This window comes from Kitasatospora sp. HUAS MG31 (assembly GCF_040571325.1).
Lineage (GTDB): Bacteria > Actinomycetota > Actinomycetes > Streptomycetales > Streptomycetaceae > Kitasatospora > Kitasatospora camelliae.
Genome location: NZ_CP159872.1, coordinates 1875936 through 1894933, shown reverse-complemented (window position 1 = coordinate 1894933; position 18998 = coordinate 1875936). Strand labels below are relative to the sequence as shown.

Below are 18998 nucleotides of genomic sequence, written 5' to 3'. Positions count from 1 at the left end.
CAGCCTTCCCCGGGTCCGCGCGCCGGGCGGACGGGCCCCTGCGGCCGCTCCCCGTGCCCCGCTGCGGCAGAATCGGCCGGGTGCCCGACCGGCCCGCGCTCGACCGAGCCCGGCGGCGGGCCGCCTACCGAGAGGGAACTGATGGCTCGTCGTCCGCGCCAGGAGTCGGCCGCCCCGGCCGCGCCGGTCACCGTCACGGTCTGCCGGGGGTGCTGCTGCGGGTCGGCGGCCAAGCACCCGGGGGTGGACCATGCGGGTCAGCTGGAGCGGCTGAGGGCGGGCGTCGGCACGGCCGGCAAGGTCCGCGCGGTGGACTGCCTGGACGCCTGCGGGCACTCCAACGTGGTCGTGGTCAGCCCCTCCGCCGAGGGGCGGAAGGCGGGCGGCCGGCCGGTCTGGCTGGGCTGGGTGCTCGCCGACGACATGCTCGACGAGGTCGTGGACTGGGTCCGTGCCGGCGGGCCGGGGATCGTGCCCCCGCCCGGCATGCTCGACCTCCAGGAGTTCACCGTCTCCCGCCGCATCCGCGAGGGCCTCCCCGGCTGACCGGGCGCAGCAAGGCAGTCGGGCAACCCCCAGGGGCGCGTGGGGGCAACAGGCCGGCTCAGGGGCGCGTGGGTGCACCTCCCAGCCGCCAAGGCTGGGGGAGAACTGCGCGCGGGGGTACGGCAGGTGGTGCAACCGGCTCTCGTGCCCCGACCGAGCTCTCGTCCGCCTTCCTCATTCGCGCAGTTTCCCGCGCCCCTGGGGTGTCCGGATGCGTCTCCTGGGGTGTCCGGGGGCAGGGCTTGCCTCTGGGATGCTGGCCGTATGGCGGAACTCGACGGCAGGCCGGTCACCCCGGAGCAGCTCCAGGCACTGGCCCTCACCAACTACGGGCACTTCACCACCCTCCGGGTGGAGGACGGCCGGGTCCGCGGCCTCGCCCTGCACCTGGACCGCCTGGAGCGGGACTGCCGCACCCTCTTCGGTACGCCCCTGGACCTCGACCGGGTCCGGTCGTACGCCCGCCGTGCCGCCCCCGCCGCCGGGGCGGCGGTGATCCGGCTGACGGTGTTCGACCCGGCGCTGGACGTCGGCACCATCGGGTCGGAGCCCGCCCCCCGGGTGCTGGTGACCACCCGTCCGGCGGGCGGGCTCGACCTCGGTCCGCTGCGGGTGCGGTCCGTCCGCTACCAGCGGGACCTGCCGGAGGTGAAGGGCGTGGGCCTGTTCGGGGCGCTGCACCACCGCCGCGCGGCCCGGCTGGCGGGCTGGGACGACGTGCTGTTCACGGACGCCGCCGGACGGTTCACCGAGGGCGGCACCTGGAACGTCGGGTTCGTCCGCGGCACCGAGGTGGTCTGGCCGCAGGGCGCGTACCTGGCGGGCACGGCGATGCGGCTGCTGCGGGCCGAACTCCCGGGTACGGAGGAGCCGGTGACCTCCCCGGAGGGGTTCGACGCCGCGTTCGCGACCAATGCGGCCGTCGGGGTCCGCCCGCTCGGGGCGATCGACGGTACGGCGCTGGCCGCGGAGCACCCGGTGGTGGAGCGCCTTCGGGCGACGTACCGGCAGGTGCCGGGCGAGCCGCTCTGACCTCCGCCCCGCACGGATCCGGGCGGACGCGCCGCGCGCCCGCCGCACGGATCCGGGCGGGATCCGGGGCGGGCGCGCGGGCCGTACGGCCGGTGACCGTCAGGCCGAGAACCAGGCCTTGCCCTCCGCCGAGACGAAGGCGCGGATGATCGCGCCGGCGATGAGGATGCCGAGCACCGAGGGGATCGACCCGGAGAACAGGGCGAACACCGAACTGGCGATCGACACCACCTCGATCACCACCACGGTCGTCCGGACCCAGCCGAGCCGCTTGCCGCTCAGGGCGGCGCAGACCGCCAGCAGCAGGGAGATGGCGACCGAGAGCAGGCCGATGAACTGCAGGAAGCCGGCGCCGTCGCCGCCGTGGTCGGCCTCGTCGGAGGCCAGGGCCATCAGCAGGAAGCCGACCAGGGCGTTCATCACGGCCTGGAAGACGACGCCGCCGACCGCGAACTTGACGGACTTGGGCATGGGTGAACCGACCGGGTACTGATGGAGCGTCATGTGTCTTTGCCCCCCTGAGCCTTGGCTCCGCAAAGGATGTGGTAACGAGAGGATCAGGGGCGCCGCGGCACCTGTCAATGGCATAAAACAGCGAGGCCGCCCCCGGCCGTCGAACGGTGCGGGGACGGCCTCGTCTGGCGCGTCCGGATCAGCCCGCGAACTCCGCCAGCCGGGCCGCGAGGGTGTCGCTGTGCTGGAAGGTCAGCCCCGCCAGCGCCACGTGCCGCCAGCGGACGGTGCCCTCGCCGTCCAGGATGAACACCGAGCGGCGCAGCCCCAGTCCCGGCACCGCGATCCCGTACGCCCGGGCCACCGCCCGGTCGGTGTCGGCGAGCAGCGGGAAGGCCAGCCGGTGACGGCGGGCGAACCGCTCGTGGCTGTCCAGGTCCTGCGGGCTGACGCCCCAGACGGTGGCGCCGAGGCCCTTGAACCGGTCGAGGTCCGAGGTGTACTCGCACAGCTGCTTGGTGCAGACCGGGGTGTCGTCGCCCGGGTAGAAGACCAGCACCAGCGGCCCGCCGAGGGCGTCGCCCAGCCGGTACTCGCGGCGCTGTGCCGTGTCACCGTCCAGGACCAGTCCGGGCAGGGTGAACTGCGGTGCGGCGGTGCCGGTCTCGGGTGGCTTGGGCATGGGGTCCTCCGCTTCGGTGGGGGCCGTCGGCGAGCCGATGATAGGGCCCGGCGCCGGGTGGTGCGCCGGCGCACCGTCGATCGGGGCACCGGCTCGCCCGTGGCGGACGCGCCGGTGTACGAGTGCCGGGTGTGGGGGCTCGGCGGGGGCGGGCGCGCCGGTGCTACTGGCGGTAGGTGGCGAGGAAGCGGCCGATCCGGCTGATCGCGGTCTCCAGGTCGTCGGCCCGGGGGAGGGTGACGAAGCGGAAGTGGTCCGGGCGGGGCCAGTTGAAGCCGGTGCCCTGGACGATGTGGATCTTCTCGCGGAGCAGCAGGTCCAGGACGAACCGCTCGTCGTCCACGATCTTGTGGACGGCCGGGTCCAGCCTGGCGAAGGCGTACAGCGCGCCCTTGGGCTTGACGCAGCTGACGCCGGGGATCTCGTTCAGCGCGCGGTACGCCACGTCCCGCTGCTCGGTGAGGCGGCCGGTGGGGAGGACCAGGTCGTCGATCGACTGGTGGCCGCCGAGGGCCGCCTGCACCGCGTACTGCGCCGGGACGTTGGGGCACAGCCGCATGCCGGCCAGCATGGTCAGGCCCTCCAGGTAGTCCCGGGCCAGTTCCTTCGGGCCGGAGACGGCCAGCCAGCCGCTGCGGAAGCCGGCCACCCGGTAGGACTTGGAGAGGCCGTTGAAGGTCAGCGTCAGGACGTCGTCGGCCAGGGCGGCCAGGCAGTGGTGCTCGGTGCCGTCGTAGAGGATCTTGTCGTAGATCTCGTCCGCGAAGACCAGCAGGCCGTGCCGGCGGGCCAGGTCGAGGATGCCCTCCAGCAGCTCCTTCGGGTACACCGCGCCGGTCGGGTTGTTGGGGTTGATCACCACGATGGCCTTGGTGCGGTCGGTGATCTTCGCGGCGATGTCCGCCAGGTCCGGGTACCAGTCGGACTCCTCGTCGCAGAGGTAGTGCACCGCCTTGCCGCCGGCGAACCGCACCACCGCGGTCCACAGCGGGTAGTCCGGCATCGGCACCAGGACCTCGTCGCCGTCGTCCACCAGCGCCTGGACGGCCATCTGGATGAGCTCGGAGGCGCCGTTGCCGAGGAAGACGTCGTCCACCGTCATCCCGTCGACCCCGCGCCGCTGGTAGTACTGCACCACCGCGCGGCGGGCCGGAAGGATGCCGCGGGAGTCGCTGTAGCCGTGCGCGTTGGGCAGGTTGCGGATGATGTCCTGGAGGATCTCGGGCGGCGCCTCGAAGCCGAACGGCGCCGGATTGCCCGTGTTCAGCCGCAGCACGCTGTGGCCGGCCTCCTCCAGCGCGTTCGCCTGCTCGACGACCGGGCCACGGATCTCGTAGCAGACGTCCTTCAGCTTGCTGGACTGGCGAAACTCCATCAGCGGCCTCCCGACCTGACCCGCACCTCTCCGGTTGCTTCGTTCTACCAAGTAACCACTTGGAAAGTCCAACCTATTGGCTATGCTGATCACATGCCACGCCGAAGCTACGACCAGTACTGCGCCGTCGCCCGGGCCCTGGACGCGGTGGGGGAGCGCTGGAGTCTCCTGATCGTCCGTGAACTCCTCGGCGGACCGCGCCGCTACACCGACCTGCACGCCGACCTGCCCGGTGTCTCCACTGACATCCTCGCCACCCGCCTCAAGCAGCTGGAGGGCGAGGGCCTGGTCGAGCGCCACCGCCTGGAGCGGCCCGCCAACGCCACCGTCTACCGGCTCACCGACCGCGGCCTGGCCCTCCGCCAGGTGATCGACGCCCTCGCCACCTGGGGCATGCCCGACCTCGGCACCCCCCGCCCCACCGACGCCTTCCGCGGCCACTGGTTCACCACCGCAGGGACCGCGGAGGCCACGACCGCCGACGCCGCGCCCTGAGCCGCGCCGGGGGCACCCCTCCCGCCTGCGCGGGATGAGAAAGGGCTGAGATCCCCAGGGGCGTGCGGAGGCCCCGGGCGGCGCGGTGGGCGGGCCGGAGGCCGGGCCCGGAGAGGGGTGCGGGCGGGGGCGCTCTCAGGGTTTCGAAAGCTTGCGGTGCCATCATGACCACCTCGGCGGACCCCCCGCCGGCCGGAAGGAGGTCCCGATGGCCACAGCCGCCCCACCGCGGTCCGCGGGCCCGGTCCGCCGGGCGACCGCGCGCCGCCCGGCCGCCGCCGCCGCCCCCGCCGCCGTCCTCGCGCTGATCGCCGCGGGCGCGCTCGGCGTCCTCGCCCTCTGGTGGCAGGACACCGCCTCCGTCGTCGGTGCCGCCGGCTGGCTCACCGGCGCCGGCCGGCTCACCGGCCTGCTCGCCGGCTACGCCGCCCCCGTGCTGCTCCTGCTGATGGCCCGGCTCCCCCCGATGGAACGCGTGGTCGGCGCCGACCGGCTGGCCCGCTGGCACGCCTTCGGCGGCCGCTGGACGGTCGCCGCGGTGACCGTCCACGTGCTCACCATCGTGTGGGGGTACGCCCTGACCGACGGCCGCGGCCTGCTCGGCGAGGGCACCGAGATCGTCCTCCACTTCCCCGAGATGCTCAAGGCGACCGCCGGCACCCTGCTGCTCCTGGGCACCGGCGCGGTCTCCGCCCGGGCCGCCCGTCGCCGGCTCTCCTACGAGACCTGGTACTACCTGCACCTGGCCACCTACCTCGCGGTGGCGCTCGCCTTCGGACACCAGCTCGCCACCGGCGCCGACCTCGGCGGCGGGGTCGGCCGGGCCGCCTGGTACACCCTCTACCTGGGCACCGCCGCCCTGCTCGGCCGGTACCGGCTCGCCCTGCCCTGGCGGCGCGACCGGCGCCACCGGCTCCGGGTGGCCGAGGTCCGGCCCGAGGGCCCCGGCGTGGTGTCGCTCTTCCTGACCGGCCGGCGACTGGACGAACTCCACGCCGAGGCGGGCCAGTTCTTCCGGCTGCAGTTCCAGGCGCCCGGCCTGCGCTGGGCCGCCAACCCGTACTCGCTCTCCGCGCCGCCGCACCCGCGGTTCCTGCGCTTCACGGTCAAGGACCTCGGCGGCCACAGTGCCGCGGTCGCCGCGCTGCGACCCGGCACCCGGGTCCGCGCCGAGGGCCCGTACGGGGCCTTCACGGCCCGGGTGCACCGGCAGCGGAGGGTCCTGCTGCTTGGCGCGGGTGTCGGGATCACCCCGCTGCGGGCGCTGTTCGAGACCCTGCCCGGTGAGCTGACCCTGGTGCAGCGGGCCCGCAGACCGGAGGACCTGCTGTTCCGCGCGGAGCTGGCGGAGGTCGCCCACCGGCGCGGCGGCCGGGTCCACGAACTGGTCGGCCCGCGCAGCCGGGTCGGCGACCTCGGTACCGCGCTCGCCCGGCTCGTCCCCGACCTGGCCGACCACGAGGTCTACCTGTGCGGACCGGAGGAACTGGCCGAGGAGGCCGTCCGTTCGCTGCGAGCCGCCGGCGTCCGGCCGGGCCGCATCCACCGCGAGTCCTTCGCCTTCTGAGCCCCGAGCCCGTCCCGAGGAGGACGTCCCATGCGCAGAGCCGTCGTCAGCACCGCCGCCACCGCGGCCGGCATCGTGCTGCTGCTCTCCCTCAAACCGCACCAGGCCACCGGCACCGGCCCGGTCATCGGCTCCGCCGGATCGAGCGGCTCCGCCGGATCGAGCGGCTCCGCCGGTTCGAGCGGCTCCGGGGCGTCGGGGGGAGCCGGCGGGTCCTCGCCGTCGTCCGGGACCGACGCCTCGGACGCCACTCGCAAGGTGACCGGCGACGCCGCGAACACCCGCTACGGCCCGGTGCAGGTGGAGGTCACCCTCGCCGGCGACCGGATCACCGCCGTGGACGTGCTCCGCTACCCGACCGAGGACCGCCGCGACCGCGAGATCAACACCTACGCGCTGCCACTGCTCAACCAGGAGGCGATCGCCGCCCAGAGCGCCGACGTCGACGTGGTCACCGGCGCGACCTACACCAGCGAGGGCTACATCCGGTCGCTGCAGAGCGCCCTCGACAAGGCCAAGGGGTGAGACGGCGTGCTGCACCGCACCGAGCCCGTCATGGGCACCGTCTTCTCCCTCACCGTGCGCGACCCCGGCCCGGACACCGCGGCGGCGCTCGAGGCGGTCGTCGCCCGGCTGCACCGGATCGACGCCGTCTTCTCGCCGTACCGTCCCGGCAGCGACATCAGCCGCCTCGACCGCGGTGAACTCCCGCTCGACGCCTGCGATCCGGAGGTCGGGACCGTGCTCGCCGCCTGCCGGGAGGTCGCCGCCGAGACCGACGGCTACTTCACCGAGCGGCCCGGCGGCCGGCTCGACCCCAGCGGCTGGGTCAAGGGCTGGGCCGTCGAGGAGGCCGCCCGGACGCTCGCCGACGCCGGCTGCCGGCAGTACTGCGTCAGCGGCGGCGGGGACGTGCAGACCGCGGGCGGACCCTGGCGGATCGGCGTCGCCCACCCGCACCTGCCCGGCCGGCTGGCCGCCGTCCTGGGCGGCCACGACCTCGCGGTCGCCACCTCCGGCACCGCCGAACGCGGTGCCCACATCCTCGACCCGCACACCGGCCGGCCCGCGGACGGACCCGCCTCGCTGACCCTGGTCGGCGAGCCCGGCACCGGCATCGCCCGGACCGACGCCTGGGCCACCGCCGCCTTCGCCATGGGCACCGCCCGCGCCCTCGCCTGGGTCGCCCGGACACCCGGCGTCGAGGCCCTCGCCGTCCTGCCCGACGGCACCAAGCGGTGGACCGACGGCCTGCCGCGCCACCTCCCGCCCGCCGGGCCCGCCGACTGGCAGCGGGCGGTGACATCGCAGCCCGTCGGTGCCGGCCGGTCACCGGTCCGTACCGGCCAGGGCAGTTGAGCCCGTCCGAGGGGTGAGAAAGCCGTGGAGCGCTGCTCCGCGGGCGCGTTACGGTCGGGCGCATGACCGACTCCGCCGCGTACCAGCTCGCCCAGATCAACATCGCCCGCATGCTCGCCCCGCTGGACAGTCCGCAGCTCGCCGGGTTCGTCGCCGCCCTCGAACCGGTCAACGCCGTCGCCGACCGCGCGGACGGCTTCGTCTGGCGGCTCGTCGAGGGCGACGGCGGCGACGCCACCACCGCCCGGATCTACGGGGACGACTGGCTGCTCGTCAACATGTCGGTCTGGCGCGACCCGGACGCGCTGCACGCCTACGTCTACGGCGAGGACCACCGCGCGGTGATGAAGCGGCGCCGGGCGTGGTTCGAGAAGCCGGTCGACGCCATGACCGCCCTCTGGTGGGTCCCCGCCGGCCACCGCCCCACCGTCGCCGAGGCCGAGGAACGGCTCACCCTGCTCCGCCTCAAGGGCCCCACGGCCGACGCCTTCACGCTCCGCGACCGGTTCCCGCACCCGGCCGCCGGCTGAGGCCCGCGCCGGCCCAACCGGCGAGCGCCGCAGGGCGGTTCACGCCGTCGGAGTGCCCCCACAAGCCCGCTGCAGAACTCCGTTGACCCGCGGCCGGTCCGCCCGCTAGCGTGAGCGTCCGGCGCAGCGCGCGCCGCACACCGCCGAGCGCGGAGGAAGGAGGCGTCAGCGTGTACCCCACTCATTCACCGGCGCTTCCGCCCGCAGCCGCTCGCTGATCCCGCGACGGCCCCGGGAGCGCCAGCCGACTGCCCCGGAGGCACCGTGCTGTTCCGCCCCACCGTCGAGTCCGACCTCGACCGGGTTCTCTCCTGCACCGTCACCGACCCCATCAGCTGGGCCGATCCCGACCGTTACCGCCGCTTCAGCGCCGACGGCAGCTACCGGCCCGCCCACACCTGGATCGCCGAGGACGCCGACGGCCGCCTGCTCGCCCGCGCCGTCTGGTGGACCTTCCCCGCGTCCGACCGCCCGCTGGCCCTCGACTGCATCTGGGTCGACGACTCCGTCCCCGACCGGGTCACCCTCGCCGCCGACCTGCTCGCCGCCGCGCACGCCGCCTTCCCCGGCGGGGAGCGGCTGCCCGAGTACCACCTCTTCCTGCCGCCCGGCTGGCGCACCGACGCCGCCGTCCACGACGCCGTCGCCTGGCGCCGGCAGGCCGCCGAACGCGCGGGCCTCACCGGCGCGTTGGAGCGCCTCCGGTACGAGTGGACCCCCGCGCCGGAGCGGCCGGCACCCGCGCCGGGCGGAACCCTGCGGTTCGCCGCGGAGCCCGACGACGAGGTGTTCGTCGAGATCTTCCGCAGGGTCGCCGTCGGCAGCCTGGACGACGACACCCGGCGCGGCCTCGCCCGGCTCGGCGCCCGCGCCCAGGCCGAGGAGACCCTCCAGGACTACCTGCAGATGCCCGGCGACCGGAGCTGGTGGCGCGTCGCCCGCACCGCCGACGGCGAACTCGCCGGCTTCGCCATCCCCTCCGCCAACAACGGCGGACCCGTCGTCGGCTACCTCGGCGTCCTTCCCGAACACCGGGGCCGCGGACTGGTCGACGAACTCCTCGCCGAGATCACCCGCTTCCACGCCGCCCGCGGAGCCCACCGCATCGGTGCCGACACCGACCTCGACAACCGCCCCATGGCCGCGGCCTTCACCCGCGCCGGCTACCACAACTTCGGCGTCCGCCTGGTCCTCGGCGCACCCTGACGCAACCGGCGAACCCGCGAGGGGCGCGGGAACCGCGCGAGGCGGGAGGGCACGGCGTGTGCCGCCCGTCGCGCGGCCGTTCCCGCGCCCCGGATTCGTGCGGCCCGCCGGTGGTCGCGGTCGCGTGTGCGCGTACCATCGGCGGGCGTGACGAACACCGACACCTCCGCCGCCTTCACCCGTTACGTCGCCGTCGGTGACTCCTTCACCGAGGGCATGTGCGACGACCTGCTGCCGGACGGGCAGTTCCGCGGGTGGGCCGACCGCGTGGCCGCCGCCCTGGCCGCCGAGCGTCCGGACGGCGGGTTCCGCTACGCGAACCTCGCCGTCCGCGGGAAGCTGATCGGCCAGATCGTCGACGAGCAGGTCGGGGCCGCCGCCGCGATGGACGCCGACCTGGTGACCCTGGCCGGCGGGCTGAACGACGTGCTCCGCCCCGGCTGCGACATCGGTGACGTCGAGGTGCAACTGGGCCGGGCGGCCGCCGAGCTGATCGCCGACGGCCGCACGGTGGTGATGTTCACCAGCACCGACCCGACCCGCCGGATGTCCGGCAGCGCCCGGCTGCTCCCGGTGATCCTGCGGATGAAGGCGTTCGTGGAGGGCATCGCCCGGGCCAACCCGGGCCGGGTCGCGGTGGTGGACCTGTTCTCGGCGCCGTGCTTCGACGACCGCCGGCTCTGGGACGAGGACCGGCTGCACCTCTCCCCGGAGGGGCACCGCCGGGTGGCCGCGGCCGTCCTGGAGGCGCTGGGACGTCCGGCCGAGTTCGACTGGCGGGCGCCGCTGGCGCAGGCCGACCCGCGCGGGCGCCGCGAGGAGCTCGGCGCGGACCTGCGGTGGCTCCGCACGCACCTGGGCCCGTGGATCGGCCGCCGGCTGCTGGGCCACTCCTCGGGGGACGGGCGGGCGCCGAAGCGACCGGAACTCCTCCCGTACGAGAGCTGACCCACCCCTCGGGAACGGCCACCCCCCGGGAACGGCCGCTCCATGAGCGGCCGCCATAGACCGACCGGCCATTGGGGGGCGGCGTCGCGGGCCGACAGCTCTCTCCCCTCCTGCCCGCCATCGGGCAGGAGGGGCCCAGGGACGGCTTCTCCTCGGTCGCCGCAGCTCCGCTGCCACTCTCCCCCGGCCTTCGGCCGGGAGGTGCCCCCATCGTCGGCACCGCCCAGACTCGGCTCTCGACCCGCTCCTTCACCCACCCCCCGATGGCCGGTCGGTCTCAGCCGTGCTCGGTCCACCACCGCACCTCGGGGACCTCGGGCAGGGGCGGGCCGGGTGCGGTGGCCCCGGCCCCGGTCCGGCCGGTGAGCTCCCGCGCGTACGCACCCCCGTAGTCGAGGCGGCGCGCGGAGGCGACGAGCGAGGCCAGGGCCTCGGCATCCCGGTCCCCGCGGTTTCTCCACGGCCACATCGCCATGGCGCGTCTCCCTCCCCCGTGGCGGACCCGGGACGGTCCGCTTCCGCTCCGACCCGGTCCTCCGTGCTGTGGTCTCCGTGCAGGGCGGGGCGGGCCGAAGCGGTCCGGCGGCCGGACGACCGCGACCGCGCCCCCGTCCGCCCGGCTACCCCGGGCCGCCCGCCTCGGCTTCCGGCCCGCCGACCGGCCGCGGCCGGCGCTCCCGCAGCGCGCGCCGGAGCGCCTCCGCCTCGGCCGTGGCCTCCGGGGACAGCGGCCGGCGGGTGGCGCCGTCCGGGCAGGGCGGGGTGCCGGTGAGCTGGAGGCGCGGCGACCGCTCCAGCACGATCGCCCCTCCCAGGTCGGTGACCTGCATCCCCGCGCCCCGGGGGGCCAGCAGGTGGCGGGTGATCACGGCTCCGCCGGTCGCCGCGATCGAGAGGTAGGGCTCGTCCAGGCGGTGACGGACCTGCACCACCGCCCCGGCCAGGTCGGGCGGCACGGCGTAGCGGTTCCCGCGGAAGGCGACCATGCCCTCCGGGTCGACCATGCGGAAGGCGTGCACCCGGGCCGGGAACGGGACGGGCGGCAGGTCGAGCAGCCGCGCTCCGTCGGCGGCCCCGTCCACGGGGGCCGGCGGCGCGCCGACGGGCTCGGCCTCCCGGGCCGGCGCACCCCCCGGCTCCTGCGGCACCGGCTGCGCCCCGCGGCCGCCGGCGAGGCTCAGACATCGTCCGATCACGGCCTCGTGGACCGGGTCGGGCCCGGCGGTGCGGTCGGCCGGATCGAGTGTGATCTCCACCCCGTAGTACCGCCCGACCTGGGCGAACGCCGGGGCCAGCCGGCCGGTCGTCGGGCAGCAGACCGGTTCCGTGCGGTCGAACCGCCAGCGCGGGGCGGTGCCCCCGAGCCGCCTCAGCACCAGGTCGAGGGCCTCGACCAGGTGCGGGAACTCGCTGCCGTCGGCGAGCGCGCTCCGCGACCGGCGGGGGTCCCGGAGTGAGCCCGTCAGCAGGTACGGGCCCGCGCCGAGGGGACTGCCGGGCGTGGGGGGAGCCAGCGGCGACCAGCTGAACCGGAGCTCCTCGCCCTCGACCGGCTCGCCCGGCGGATCGAGCGCGACGCGCGGTCGGCAGCGGGCGCAGGACGGGCGCAGGCGGTTCCGGCGCAGGGCGCGGGTGAAGGTGGAGTACCCGCCGTGGTAGCCGAGTTCGGCGACCTCCTCGAACAGAGCGGTGGCCGGAAGGTGCGGGTCGTCCGCCAGCCGCCGCCGGCAGTACGGGAGGAAGACGAGGAACTCGTCCCTGGCCGGTGTCCGTACCCCGGGGACCCGGGCGCCCGAGAGATAGGTCCGCACCGTCTTGCGGTCGCGGCCCAGATGCCGGGCGATCGCCGAGATCGACCATCCCTGTCCGCGCAGCCGACCGACGTCAAAGTACTCGTCCATGCTGAGCATCTCGAACCCCCTACGCGCAGGCTTGCCGGTGATACTTCCTCAGAATTCATGCAGACCGTTTCGCGAGAAAGAGACCCTACAACAACGATTTGAAGATCGGAACCCGGGTGAAACGTTCCTTCGGGGGATATCTTCGGGGAATTTTGGGAAGCATTGGACCATGCCGGGGGCTCCGCGGAGAAACGCTGGGGAGATTCGTCGAGCGGCGCAGGGCGGAGCTACCATTGGCGCCCGGCGGGGTGGGAGGATTCGGCGAGCGGCCCACCCGGGCGGGCATTGGACGGGCATTGGGCGGGGTCCGGGCGAGGAAGTCCGGTGAGTGAAAGCCGTCCCTCATATGGAATGTCGCCCGAATTCCGCACATCCGCCACGGAGACGGCCTCGTTGAGGTGGTGTGATTCCGAATCATGATCAAGCGACTCCACGGCGCCCCGAGCGGGACCCGATCTGCAGCCTCGGGACGTGGCTCTTCGTCCCGGACCGGCGGAACGCCGCCGGCGACGTGGCCCCCGGCTACCTGGTGCACAACGGCCGACGCGTCGTCCTGTGGAACTGCTCCCGCATCCTCGCCGACTTCCTCCGGGCGATTAGACAACTGGAATGCTCTCTCGCCGTCCTCGGTGACTCCGGTCCACCGCCGATCGCCCTCGCCACCCCCAGAATGCTCATGACATCGGGGGCGGGTGGACCGCCGGTGGACGGGAGCGCGGGCTGAGCCATGCGCGAACCATTGATGGAGTGCCTCCCGAGGGACGGAACTGGCGTCTCCGAAACACTCGGCGACCGCCTGGAACCGGATTCCTCCCGGGCCCCGTACGGCTATGCCGGAGCCACCACCGTCGGAGCTCCCCGGGATTCCCCGCCGACCGTGGAAATGCTCGGCAGCTGGGCTGCGGACGACTTCGCCCGGTATTCGTCCCCCGCCGGCCGCGAGGCGCCGCGCCGCCGGCGTCCCGCACCCGCCGAGGGTCCCCGGCGCCGGCGGAGAGTCCGCACCCCGAGGGTGCCCCGGGACCAGGTGCCGCCGGGGCCGTCGGTGCTCTGGCCGGCCGTGATCTACGGCCCGTAGGTGGCCGGATGCCTCTCCATCCTCCGGGCGGCCCTCGACGGCCGGCGTCCGGTGCACTCCTGGGTCGTGGTGCTCGCCTTCTCGACGGTCGCCACCGGGCTGTGCGTCAGCGGTGTGGCCCAGACCGTGCCGGACGTGATCGTCGCGGGGCTGCCCCCGGTCGCGGCGGCGATCTGCCTGGACCAGCTGGCCCGTCAGCGCATCTCCGCGCACCCGCCGCAGCGACCGCGTGCGCGGCACGGCTCACCGCCCCGGCGCCCGCGCTGAGCGGGCGCCCCGGGCGGCGGGTGGAGCCGGAGCGTGCGGCCGGGGACGTGCGGCTGCCGCGGATCAGGGGCCGGGGCTCGGGTACGGGCTCCGGCCGGGCCGGGGTGCGCCGGAGCCGTCGTCGAGACGTGGGTCTCGGTGGGAGCCGCGGCGGACGTCCGGCCGGGCGTCCCCGTCCGGGCCCGGAGGGCCGTGCCACCGGGGGGTGGTCGGTGCCGCGATGGGGGAGAGCCTGGGGGTCACGCGTGTAAGTCCCCTTCCTCGTCCTGTGGTTGCGCCCTGTCCGTGGTGTGCTGGCGTACGGCGGCCGCCCGGGGCCGGGATCGGACCGTGGGCCCCGGGCGGCGATATCACCGTAGGGAACCGACCGCAAATGCCCCTCCGACATGCCCGGATCTGCACAACTTCGGTGCAGAATGTGCGATTTGCCGTTCGGTGCCGGGGTGTGTGCGGGCGCCCGCCGGCGGGTTCAGCCGGCCCAGGGCGGGGTGATGGTGGTGCCGTCGGGGAGGGTGGCCTGGAGGCCGGCGGAGGTGGTGACCCAGGCGGTGACGGGGCCGGGGCCCGGGTTGTCGACCTTCAGCCGGGTGCCGGCCGGGACGATGACGGCGTCGGTCGGGTCCGGGGCGGTGGCCGCTCCGTCCAGGGTGACGACGGGGGTGCCGGTGAGCAGCAGCAGGACCTCCTCGTGGCTGACGGTGTGCTCGACGCCCTCGGTGCCGGCGGGTATCTCCAGCCGCCAGGCGCGGAGCGCGGTGCTGCCGGTCTCCTGGCGGGCGTAAGAGAGGAAGCGGGCGCCGTGGATCTCGTGGACGACGGCCTCGGTGGAGCGGACGACTGGCACGGCGGTGTCTCCTCGGTGAGATGGTCAAGCGACTTGACTATATGGTCAAGTATCTTGACTGCATAGTCAAGCGTCTAGGCTTTCCCCATGAACGACGCCGCTGACCACGCCGGGTCCGAAACCGTCGCCGCGAGCCTTCCCCCGCTCATCCTCGGGCTGGCGTCCGACCTGGTCAGGGCCATCGACGCGGGGGTGCACGCCCGCGGCTTCGAGGACCTGCGGCCCGCCCACGGCTTCGCCTTCGTCCGCCTCGCCCCGGGCGACGCCACCGTCGGGGACCTCGCCGAGCACCTGGGCGTCACCAAGCAGGCGGCCAGCCAGATGGTCGACGAGCTGGTGCGCAAGGGCTATGTGGAACGCCGGCCGCACCCCACCGACGCCCGGGCCCGGCTGGTCGTGCTCACCGAACGCGGCTGGGCCTGCACCCGGGCCGCCGACGAGGCGGCCGCCGAGGCCGTCCGACCCTGGGCCGCGGCGCTCGGCGACCCGCGGCTGCGCGAACTCCGGGACGACCTGGTCCGGTTGGCTCCCAGCGGGCGGCTCCGGCCGATCTGGTAGCGGCCTCCGGCGAGCCCCGGCCGTCGGGCCGCCCGGATCGGCCCGTCGGCCCACCCGTCACGCCGCCCCGGATCAGCTCGGCCCACCCGGATCAGCCGTCAGGCCGCACGGATCGGCCCGCGGCGCGGCTGCCGGGCCTCCCGCAGCACCGGGACGGTGGAGACCGAGGCCCGCCACAGCCGGCCCGCGGACCACAGCGAGGCGGTGAGCAGCAGGCCGTTGCGGACCAGGATCACCACCGTCGGCCGCCAACCCCCCGAGATCATCGCGTCGAAGAACAGCGGATAGTCCACCGTGGTCACGGCCACCGCCAGCAGGATCAGCACCGCCACCGGCCGCTGCGAGGACCCCCGGACGGTCAGGCAGACCGCCGCCAGCCCGATCAGCCAGATCAGGTACTGCGGGCTGATCACCCGGCTGGTCACGGTGAACAGCAGCACCGCCGTCAGCGCCGCGTCGTACGGCGTGGCCGGGCTCCACCGGCGGGCCCGCCACCGCCACAGCAGCAGCCAGCCGAACGCGGCGGCGGTCAGCAGCAGCGACGCCTTGGCGATCCGGTGTACGTGCGGGCCGAGGAACTCCAGCGAGCCGTAGTGCTGTTCCACCTCGCCCGGCCAGCCGAACAGCCGGGCCACCTGCAGCACCGTTCCGCCCAGCGACTCGATCTCCACCCCGCGGCCCTGCTGGGCCGTCAGGAACCCGAAGGTGTTGTCGAACAGCACCGCCAGCACCGCCAGCAGGACCAGCGCCGAGACACCCATCGCCGTCCACGCCTGCCGGGTTCCGCGCCCGCGCGGCGCGCCCAGCAGGGCCAGCGCGGGCCACACCTTCACCATCGCCCCGATCCCCGCCACCACCCCGCCGATCCGCGGCCGGCTCGGCAGCAGCAGCAGCGCCGCCATCGCCAGCGCGGTCACCGGCAGGTCGTACCGGCCGTACGGCAGGCCCAGCAGCAGCGGCAGGGCGAGCGCCCACATCCACGCCCCCGCGGTCGAACGCCCGCGGTGGTAACCGCCGTTGCGGCGCAACGAGACCCGGATCAGCGCGGCCTGGGTGACCGCGTCCGTCACCAGCATCAGCACCGCGAACGCCTGGAGGTACGTCAGGAACGGCAGCAGGCCCGGCGCCAGCATCGCCAGCGCAGCCCCCGGCGGGTACTGCCAGGTCACGTCGTCCACCGGGAACGTGCCGGTGGACAGCACCTCGTACCAGCCGTAGTACGTCCGGTGCACCTCGATCGCCTGCTCGGCCTTGCCCGACCGCAGCATGCCGACCATCACCATCCGGCTGGCCGTCCAGTACCCGGCCAGGGCCAGCGCCTCGCGCGGCCAGGTGGCCGGGCGCGTCCAGCGGAACGGGCCCGCCTGCGGGATGCCCCACTGGGTGACCGGGGTCGGGGCCTGGGCCACCGTCGCCTCCACGGGAAGATGGATGGGAGCCGTCTCACGGCCGGGGTGCCCCGCCGGAGCCGGCCGGATCCGGTGACGGCGCGCACACCGTGGGTCACCGGCCACCACCACAACGCGCCACGCGGGCCCGGGGACACGGTCGCACCCGATCCGACGGGGGGACCTGCCAGAATGCAGGAGGAGACCCGCGAGGATTCAGAGAAGGTGACCGGCTTCGTGACCATGGCAGTCGAACGCAAGATCGCCGATGAGCTGGGCGTCCGCGAGGGGCAGGTGAAGGCGGCCGTCGACCTGCTGGACGGCGGCGCGACCGTCCCCTTCATCGCCCGCTACCGCAAGGAGGCCACCGGCGCGCTCGACGACGCCCAGCTGCGCACCCTGGAGGAGCGGCTGCGCTACCTCCGCGAGCTGGAGGACCGCCGCACCGCCGTCCTGGAGTCCGTCGACGCCCAGGGCAAGCTGGACGACGCCCTGCGCGCGCAGATCCTCGCCGCCGACTCCAAGGCCCGCCTGGAGGACATCTACCTCCCGTTCAAGCCCAAGCGGCGCACCAAGGCGCAGATCGCCCGCGAGGCCGGCCTGGAGCCGCTCGCCGACACCCTGCTCGCCGACCCCGGCCAGGACCCGGCCGCCACCGCCGCCGGCTACCTCAACGAGGCCGTCGCCGACGGCGCCGCCGCACTGGACGGCGCCCGCGCCATCCTGGTGGAACGCTTCGGCGAGGACGCCGACCTGGTCGGCTCGCTGCGCGAGCGGATGTGGACCCGCGGCCGGCTGGTCGCCACGGTTCGCGACGGCAAGGAGCAGGACGGCGCCAAGTTCGCCGACTACTTCGACTTCGCCGAGCCGTACACCAAGCTCCCCTCGCACCGCATCCTCGCCATGCTGCGCGGCGAGAAGGAGGAGGTGCTCGACCTCGAACTCTCCCCGCTGGACGGCTCCGAGGCCACCGACCTCCCCGGCGAGAGCGACTACGAGCAGCGGATCGCCGCCCGCTTCGGCATCGCCGACCGCGGCCGCCCGGCCGACAAGTGGCTCACCGACACCGTCCGCTGGGCCTGGCGCACCCGGATCCTCGTCCGGCTCGGCATCGACCTGCGCACCCGGCTGCGCCAGGAGGCCGAGGACGAGGCCGTCCGCGTCTTCGCCGCCAACCTGCGCGACCTGCTGCTCGCCGCCCCCGCCGGCACCCGCGCCACCATGGGCCTGGACCCCGGCTTCCGCACCGGCGTGAAGGTCGCCGTGGTCGACGCCACCGGCAAGGTGGTCGCCCACGAGACCGTCTACCCCCACCAGCCCGCCAACAAGTGGGACGCCGCGCTCGCCACCCTCGCCGCCCTGGCGAAGAAGCACCGGGTCGACCTGGTCGCCATCGGCAACGGCACCGCCTCCCGGGAGACCGACAAGCTCGCCGGCGACCTGATCAAGCGCCACCCCGAGCTGGACCTCACCAAGGTCATGGTCAGCGAGGCCGGCGCGTCCGTGTACTCGGCCTCCGCCTTCGCCTCCCAGGAACTGCCCGGCCTGGACGTCTCGATCCGCGGTGCCGTCTCCATCGCCCGCCGCCTCCAGGACCCGCTCGCCGAACTGGTCAAGATCGACCCCAAGTCGATCGGCGTCGGCCAGTACCAGCACGACCTCAGCGAACTCAAGCTCTCCCGCTCGCTGGACGCCGTGGTCGAGGACTGCGTCAACGCCGTCGGCGTGGACGTCAACACCGCCTCCGCCCCGCTGCTCACCCGGGTCTCCGGCATCACCGGCACGCTGGCCGACAACATCGTCGCCCACCGCGACGCCAACGGCCCGTTCCGTACCCGCCGGTCGCTCAAGGACGTGGCCCGGCTCGGCCCCAAGGCCTTCGAGCAGTGCGCCGGCTTCCTGCGGATTCCCGACGGCGACGACCCGCTGGACGCCTCCGCGGTCCACCCCGAGGCGTACCCGGTGGTCCGCCGGATCCTCGCCGCCACCGGCGGCGAGCTTCGGGGGCTCATCGGCAACGGCTCGGTCCTGCGGTCGCTGAAGCCCGGCGACTTCGCCGACGACACCTTCGGCGTGCCCACCGTCACCGACATCCTCGGCGAGCTCGACAAGCCCGGCCGCGACCCGCGACCCGCCTTCCAGACCGCCACCTTCAAGGACGGCATCGAGAAGATCGGCGACCTGGAGACCGGCATGGTGCTGGAAGGGGTCGTCACCAACGTGGCCGCGTTCGGGGCGTTCGTGGACATCGGCGTCCACCAGGACGGGCTGGTGCACGTCTCCGCCCTCTCCAAGACCTTCGTCAAGGACCCGCGGGAGGTGGTGAAGCCCGGCGACATCGTCAAGGTCCGGGTCACCTCGGTGGACGTGCAGCGCAAGCGGATCGGGCTGACGCTGCGGCTGGACGACGAGCCGGCCCGCGGTGCGGGCGCCGGCGAGGGCGGTGGCGGCGGACGCCGCGACCGCGACCGCGACCGCGACCGCGACCGTGACCGCGGGGGGCGGCCGCCGCGGCAGGACCGCCGCGGACCGGCCCCGGCGGCCAACAGCGCCATGGCGGACGCCCTCCGCCGAGCGGGCCTCACCAAGTAGGGCCCAGGGGCGCGCAACTGGCGAGCCTTCAGGGGCGCGCGGAACTGCGGGAGGGCGGACGGGTGCGGGGTGTGCCCTCCGTTTCGCGCAGTTCCCCGCGCCCCTGTGGATACCCGGGTGCCTACCTGGTGCCCCATGGTTGCCCGGGTGCCCGCCTGGTTCCCCCGCGGGGCGCCC

At 74.6% G+C, this 18998-nt stretch carries 18 protein-coding genes and 1 pseudogene; 12 read left to right on the top strand and 7 right to left on the bottom strand.

Annotated features, from left to right (window positions below; all coding sequences use genetic code 11):
- Nucleotides 1-141: 141 nt before the first annotated feature.
- Together ABWK59_RS08880 and ABWK59_RS08875 are read left to right on the top strand one after the other, a co-directional pair.
- Complete coding sequence (locus ABWK59_RS08880; RefSeq protein ID WP_354639372.1) at nt 142-546, top strand: (2Fe-2S) ferredoxin domain-containing protein; 405 nt, start codon at nt 142-144, stop codon at nt 544-546.
- A gap of 264 nt (nt 547-810) precedes the next feature.
- Nucleotides 811-1578, top strand: a complete 768-nt coding sequence (locus ABWK59_RS08875; RefSeq protein ID WP_354639370.1) for an aminotransferase class IV — start codon at nt 811-813, stop codon at nt 1576-1578.
- 99 nt (nt 1579-1677) lie between these two features.
- Here the strand turns inward: ABWK59_RS08875 and ABWK59_RS08870 are convergent, their stop codons facing one another.
- From ABWK59_RS08870 to ABWK59_RS08860, 3 genes are all read right to left on the bottom strand, one after another.
- Entirely contained in the window at nt 1678-2049 is a 372-nt protein-coding gene (locus ABWK59_RS08870) for a hypothetical protein (RefSeq protein ID WP_354639369.1), read from the bottom strand.
- A gap of 181 nt (nt 2050-2230) precedes the next feature.
- Nucleotides 2231-2713 carry a peroxiredoxin gene (locus ABWK59_RS08865; RefSeq protein ID WP_354639368.1) on the bottom strand — a complete coding sequence of 161 codons (483 nt, stop codon included), beginning with the start codon at nt 2711-2713 and terminating at the stop codon, nt 2231-2233.
- 163 nt (nt 2714-2876) lie between these two features.
- Nucleotides 2877-4088 carry a pyridoxal phosphate-dependent aminotransferase gene (locus ABWK59_RS08860; protein ID WP_354639366.1) on the bottom strand — a complete coding sequence of 404 codons (1212 nt, stop codon included), beginning with the start codon at nt 4086-4088 and terminating at the stop codon, nt 2877-2879.
- Nucleotides 4089-4181: 93 nt separating this feature from the next.
- Here ABWK59_RS08860 and ABWK59_RS08855 point away from each other — a divergent pair.
- The 7 genes and pseudogenes from ABWK59_RS08855 to ABWK59_RS08825 form a co-directional block, all read left to right on the top strand.
- Nucleotides 4182-4535 (top strand): annotated as a pseudogene (locus tag ABWK59_RS08855) (winged helix-turn-helix transcriptional regulator); the annotation flags it as partial.
- Nucleotides 4536-4791: 256 nt separating this feature from the next.
- Entirely contained in the window at nt 4792-6150 is a 1359-nt protein-coding gene (locus tag ABWK59_RS08850; RefSeq protein ID WP_354639365.1) for a ferredoxin reductase family protein, read from the top strand.
- Between the two features lie 30 nt (nt 6151-6180).
- The gene (locus ABWK59_RS08845; RefSeq protein WP_354639363.1) at nt 6181-6675 is read left to right on the top strand and encodes an FMN-binding protein; all 495 of its coding nucleotides are present in this window, start codon (nt 6181-6183) and stop codon (nt 6673-6675) included.
- Nucleotides 6676-6705: 30 nt separating this feature from the next.
- Nucleotides 6706-7509: an FAD:protein FMN transferase gene (locus ABWK59_RS08840; protein WP_354644878.1), complete on the top strand. Its 804-nt coding sequence runs from the start codon at nt 6706-6708 to the stop codon at nt 7507-7509.
- 62 nt (nt 7510-7571) lie between these two features.
- Entirely contained in the window at nt 7572-8039 is a 468-nt protein-coding gene (locus ABWK59_RS08835; RefSeq protein ID WP_354639361.1) for a DUF3291 domain-containing protein, read from the top strand.
- Between the two features lie 264 nt (nt 8040-8303).
- Complete coding sequence (locus ABWK59_RS08830) at nt 8304-9245, top strand: GNAT family N-acetyltransferase (protein ID WP_354639359.1); 942 nt, start codon at nt 8304-8306, stop codon at nt 9243-9245.
- Between the two features lie 216 nt (nt 9246-9461).
- A complete protein-coding gene (locus ABWK59_RS08825) occupies nt 9462-10193 on the top strand; it encodes an SGNH/GDSL hydrolase family protein (RefSeq protein WP_420492912.1) in 732 nt (243 codons plus the stop codon).
- Between the two features lie 277 nt (nt 10194-10470).
- Here ABWK59_RS08825 and ABWK59_RS08820 read toward each other — a convergent pair whose 3' ends face one another.
- Nucleotides 10471-10668: a hypothetical protein gene (locus ABWK59_RS08820; RefSeq protein ID WP_354639355.1), complete on the bottom strand. Its 198-nt coding sequence runs from the start codon at nt 10666-10668 to the stop codon at nt 10471-10473.
- A gap of 145 nt (nt 10669-10813) precedes the next feature.
- Nucleotides 10814-12094: a Mu transposase domain-containing protein gene (locus ABWK59_RS08815; protein ID WP_354639353.1), complete on the bottom strand. Its 1281-nt coding sequence runs from the start codon at nt 12092-12094 to the stop codon at nt 10814-10816.
- A gap of 1078 nt (nt 12095-13172) precedes the next feature.
- Here ABWK59_RS08815 and ABWK59_RS08810 point away from each other — a divergent pair.
- Nucleotides 13173-13439 (top strand): hypothetical protein, encoded by a 267-nt coding sequence (locus ABWK59_RS08810; RefSeq protein ID WP_354639351.1) that lies wholly within the window; start codon nt 13173-13175, stop codon nt 13437-13439.
- Between the two features lie 469 nt (nt 13440-13908).
- Here ABWK59_RS08810 and ABWK59_RS08805 read toward each other — a convergent pair whose 3' ends face one another.
- A complete protein-coding gene (locus tag ABWK59_RS08805) occupies nt 13909-14283 on the bottom strand; it encodes a cupin domain-containing protein (protein ID WP_354639349.1) in 375 nt (124 codons plus the stop codon).
- An 87-nt stretch (nt 14284-14370) separates the two neighbouring features.
- On the opposite strand from ABWK59_RS08805, the gene ABWK59_RS08800 reads away from it, so the two are divergent.
- Entirely contained in the window at nt 14371-14841 is a 471-nt protein-coding gene (locus tag ABWK59_RS08800; RefSeq protein WP_354639348.1) for a MarR family winged helix-turn-helix transcriptional regulator, read from the top strand.
- Nucleotides 14842-14939: 98 nt separating this feature from the next.
- Here ABWK59_RS08800 and ABWK59_RS08795 read toward each other — a convergent pair whose 3' ends face one another.
- Nucleotides 14940-16250: a glycosyltransferase family 87 protein gene (locus tag ABWK59_RS08795; protein ID WP_354639346.1), complete on the bottom strand. Its 1311-nt coding sequence runs from the start codon at nt 16248-16250 to the stop codon at nt 14940-14942.
- Nucleotides 16251-16472: 222 nt separating this feature from the next.
- Here ABWK59_RS08795 and ABWK59_RS08790 point away from each other — a divergent pair, with 222 nt between their 5' ends.
- On the top strand, nt 16473-18821 hold the full coding sequence (locus tag ABWK59_RS08790; protein ID WP_354644877.1) for a Tex family protein: 2349 nt from the start codon (nt 16473-16475) through the stop codon (nt 18819-18821).
- Nucleotides 18822-18998: the final 177 nt, after the last annotated feature.

Bases quoted from the DNA above. Each gene is read 5' to 3' on its own strand.
- ABWK59_RS08880 (WP_354639372.1), top strand. From the start codon at position 142: ATGGCTCGTCGTCCGCGCCAGGAGTCGGCCGCCCCGGCCGCGCCGGTC.
- ABWK59_RS08875 (WP_354639370.1), top strand. From the start codon at position 811: ATGGCGGAACTCGACGGCAGGCCGGTCACCCCGGAGCAGCTCCAGGCA.
- ABWK59_RS08870 (WP_354639369.1), bottom strand. From the start codon at position 2,049: ATGCCCAAGTCCGTCAAGTTCGCGGTCGGCGGCGTCGTCTTCCAGGCC.
- ABWK59_RS08865 (WP_354639368.1), bottom strand. From the start codon at position 2,713: ATGCCCAAGCCACCCGAGACCGGCACCGCCGCACCGCAGTTCACCCTG.
- ABWK59_RS08860 (WP_354639366.1), bottom strand. From the start codon at position 4,088: ATGGAGTTTCGCCAGTCCAGCAAGCTGAAGGACGTCTGCTACGAGATC.
- ABWK59_RS08850 (WP_354639365.1), top strand. From the start codon at position 4,792: ATGGCCACAGCCGCCCCACCGCGGTCCGCGGGCCCGGTCCGCCGGGCG.
- ABWK59_RS08845 (WP_354639363.1), top strand. From the start codon at position 6,181: ATGCGCAGAGCCGTCGTCAGCACCGCCGCCACCGCGGCCGGCATCGTG.
- ABWK59_RS08840 (WP_354644878.1), top strand. From the start codon at position 6,706: ATGGGCACCGTCTTCTCCCTCACCGTGCGCGACCCCGGCCCGGACACC.
- ABWK59_RS08835 (WP_354639361.1), top strand. From the start codon at position 7,572: ATGACCGACTCCGCCGCGTACCAGCTCGCCCAGATCAACATCGCCCGC.
- ABWK59_RS08825 (WP_420492912.1), top strand. From the start codon at position 9,462: ATGTGCGACGACCTGCTGCCGGACGGGCAGTTCCGCGGGTGGGCCGAC.
- ABWK59_RS08820 (WP_354639355.1), bottom strand. From the start codon at position 10,668: ATGGCGATGTGGCCGTGGAGAAACCGCGGGGACCGGGATGCCGAGGCC.
- ABWK59_RS08815 (WP_354639353.1), bottom strand. From the start codon at position 12,094: ATGGACGAGTACTTTGACGTCGGTCGGCTGCGCGGACAGGGATGGTCG.
- ABWK59_RS08800 (WP_354639348.1), top strand. From the start codon at position 14,371: ATGAACGACGCCGCTGACCACGCCGGGTCCGAAACCGTCGCCGCGAGC.
- ABWK59_RS08790 (WP_354644877.1), top strand. From the start codon at position 16,473: ATGGCAGTCGAACGCAAGATCGCCGATGAGCTGGGCGTCCGCGAGGGG.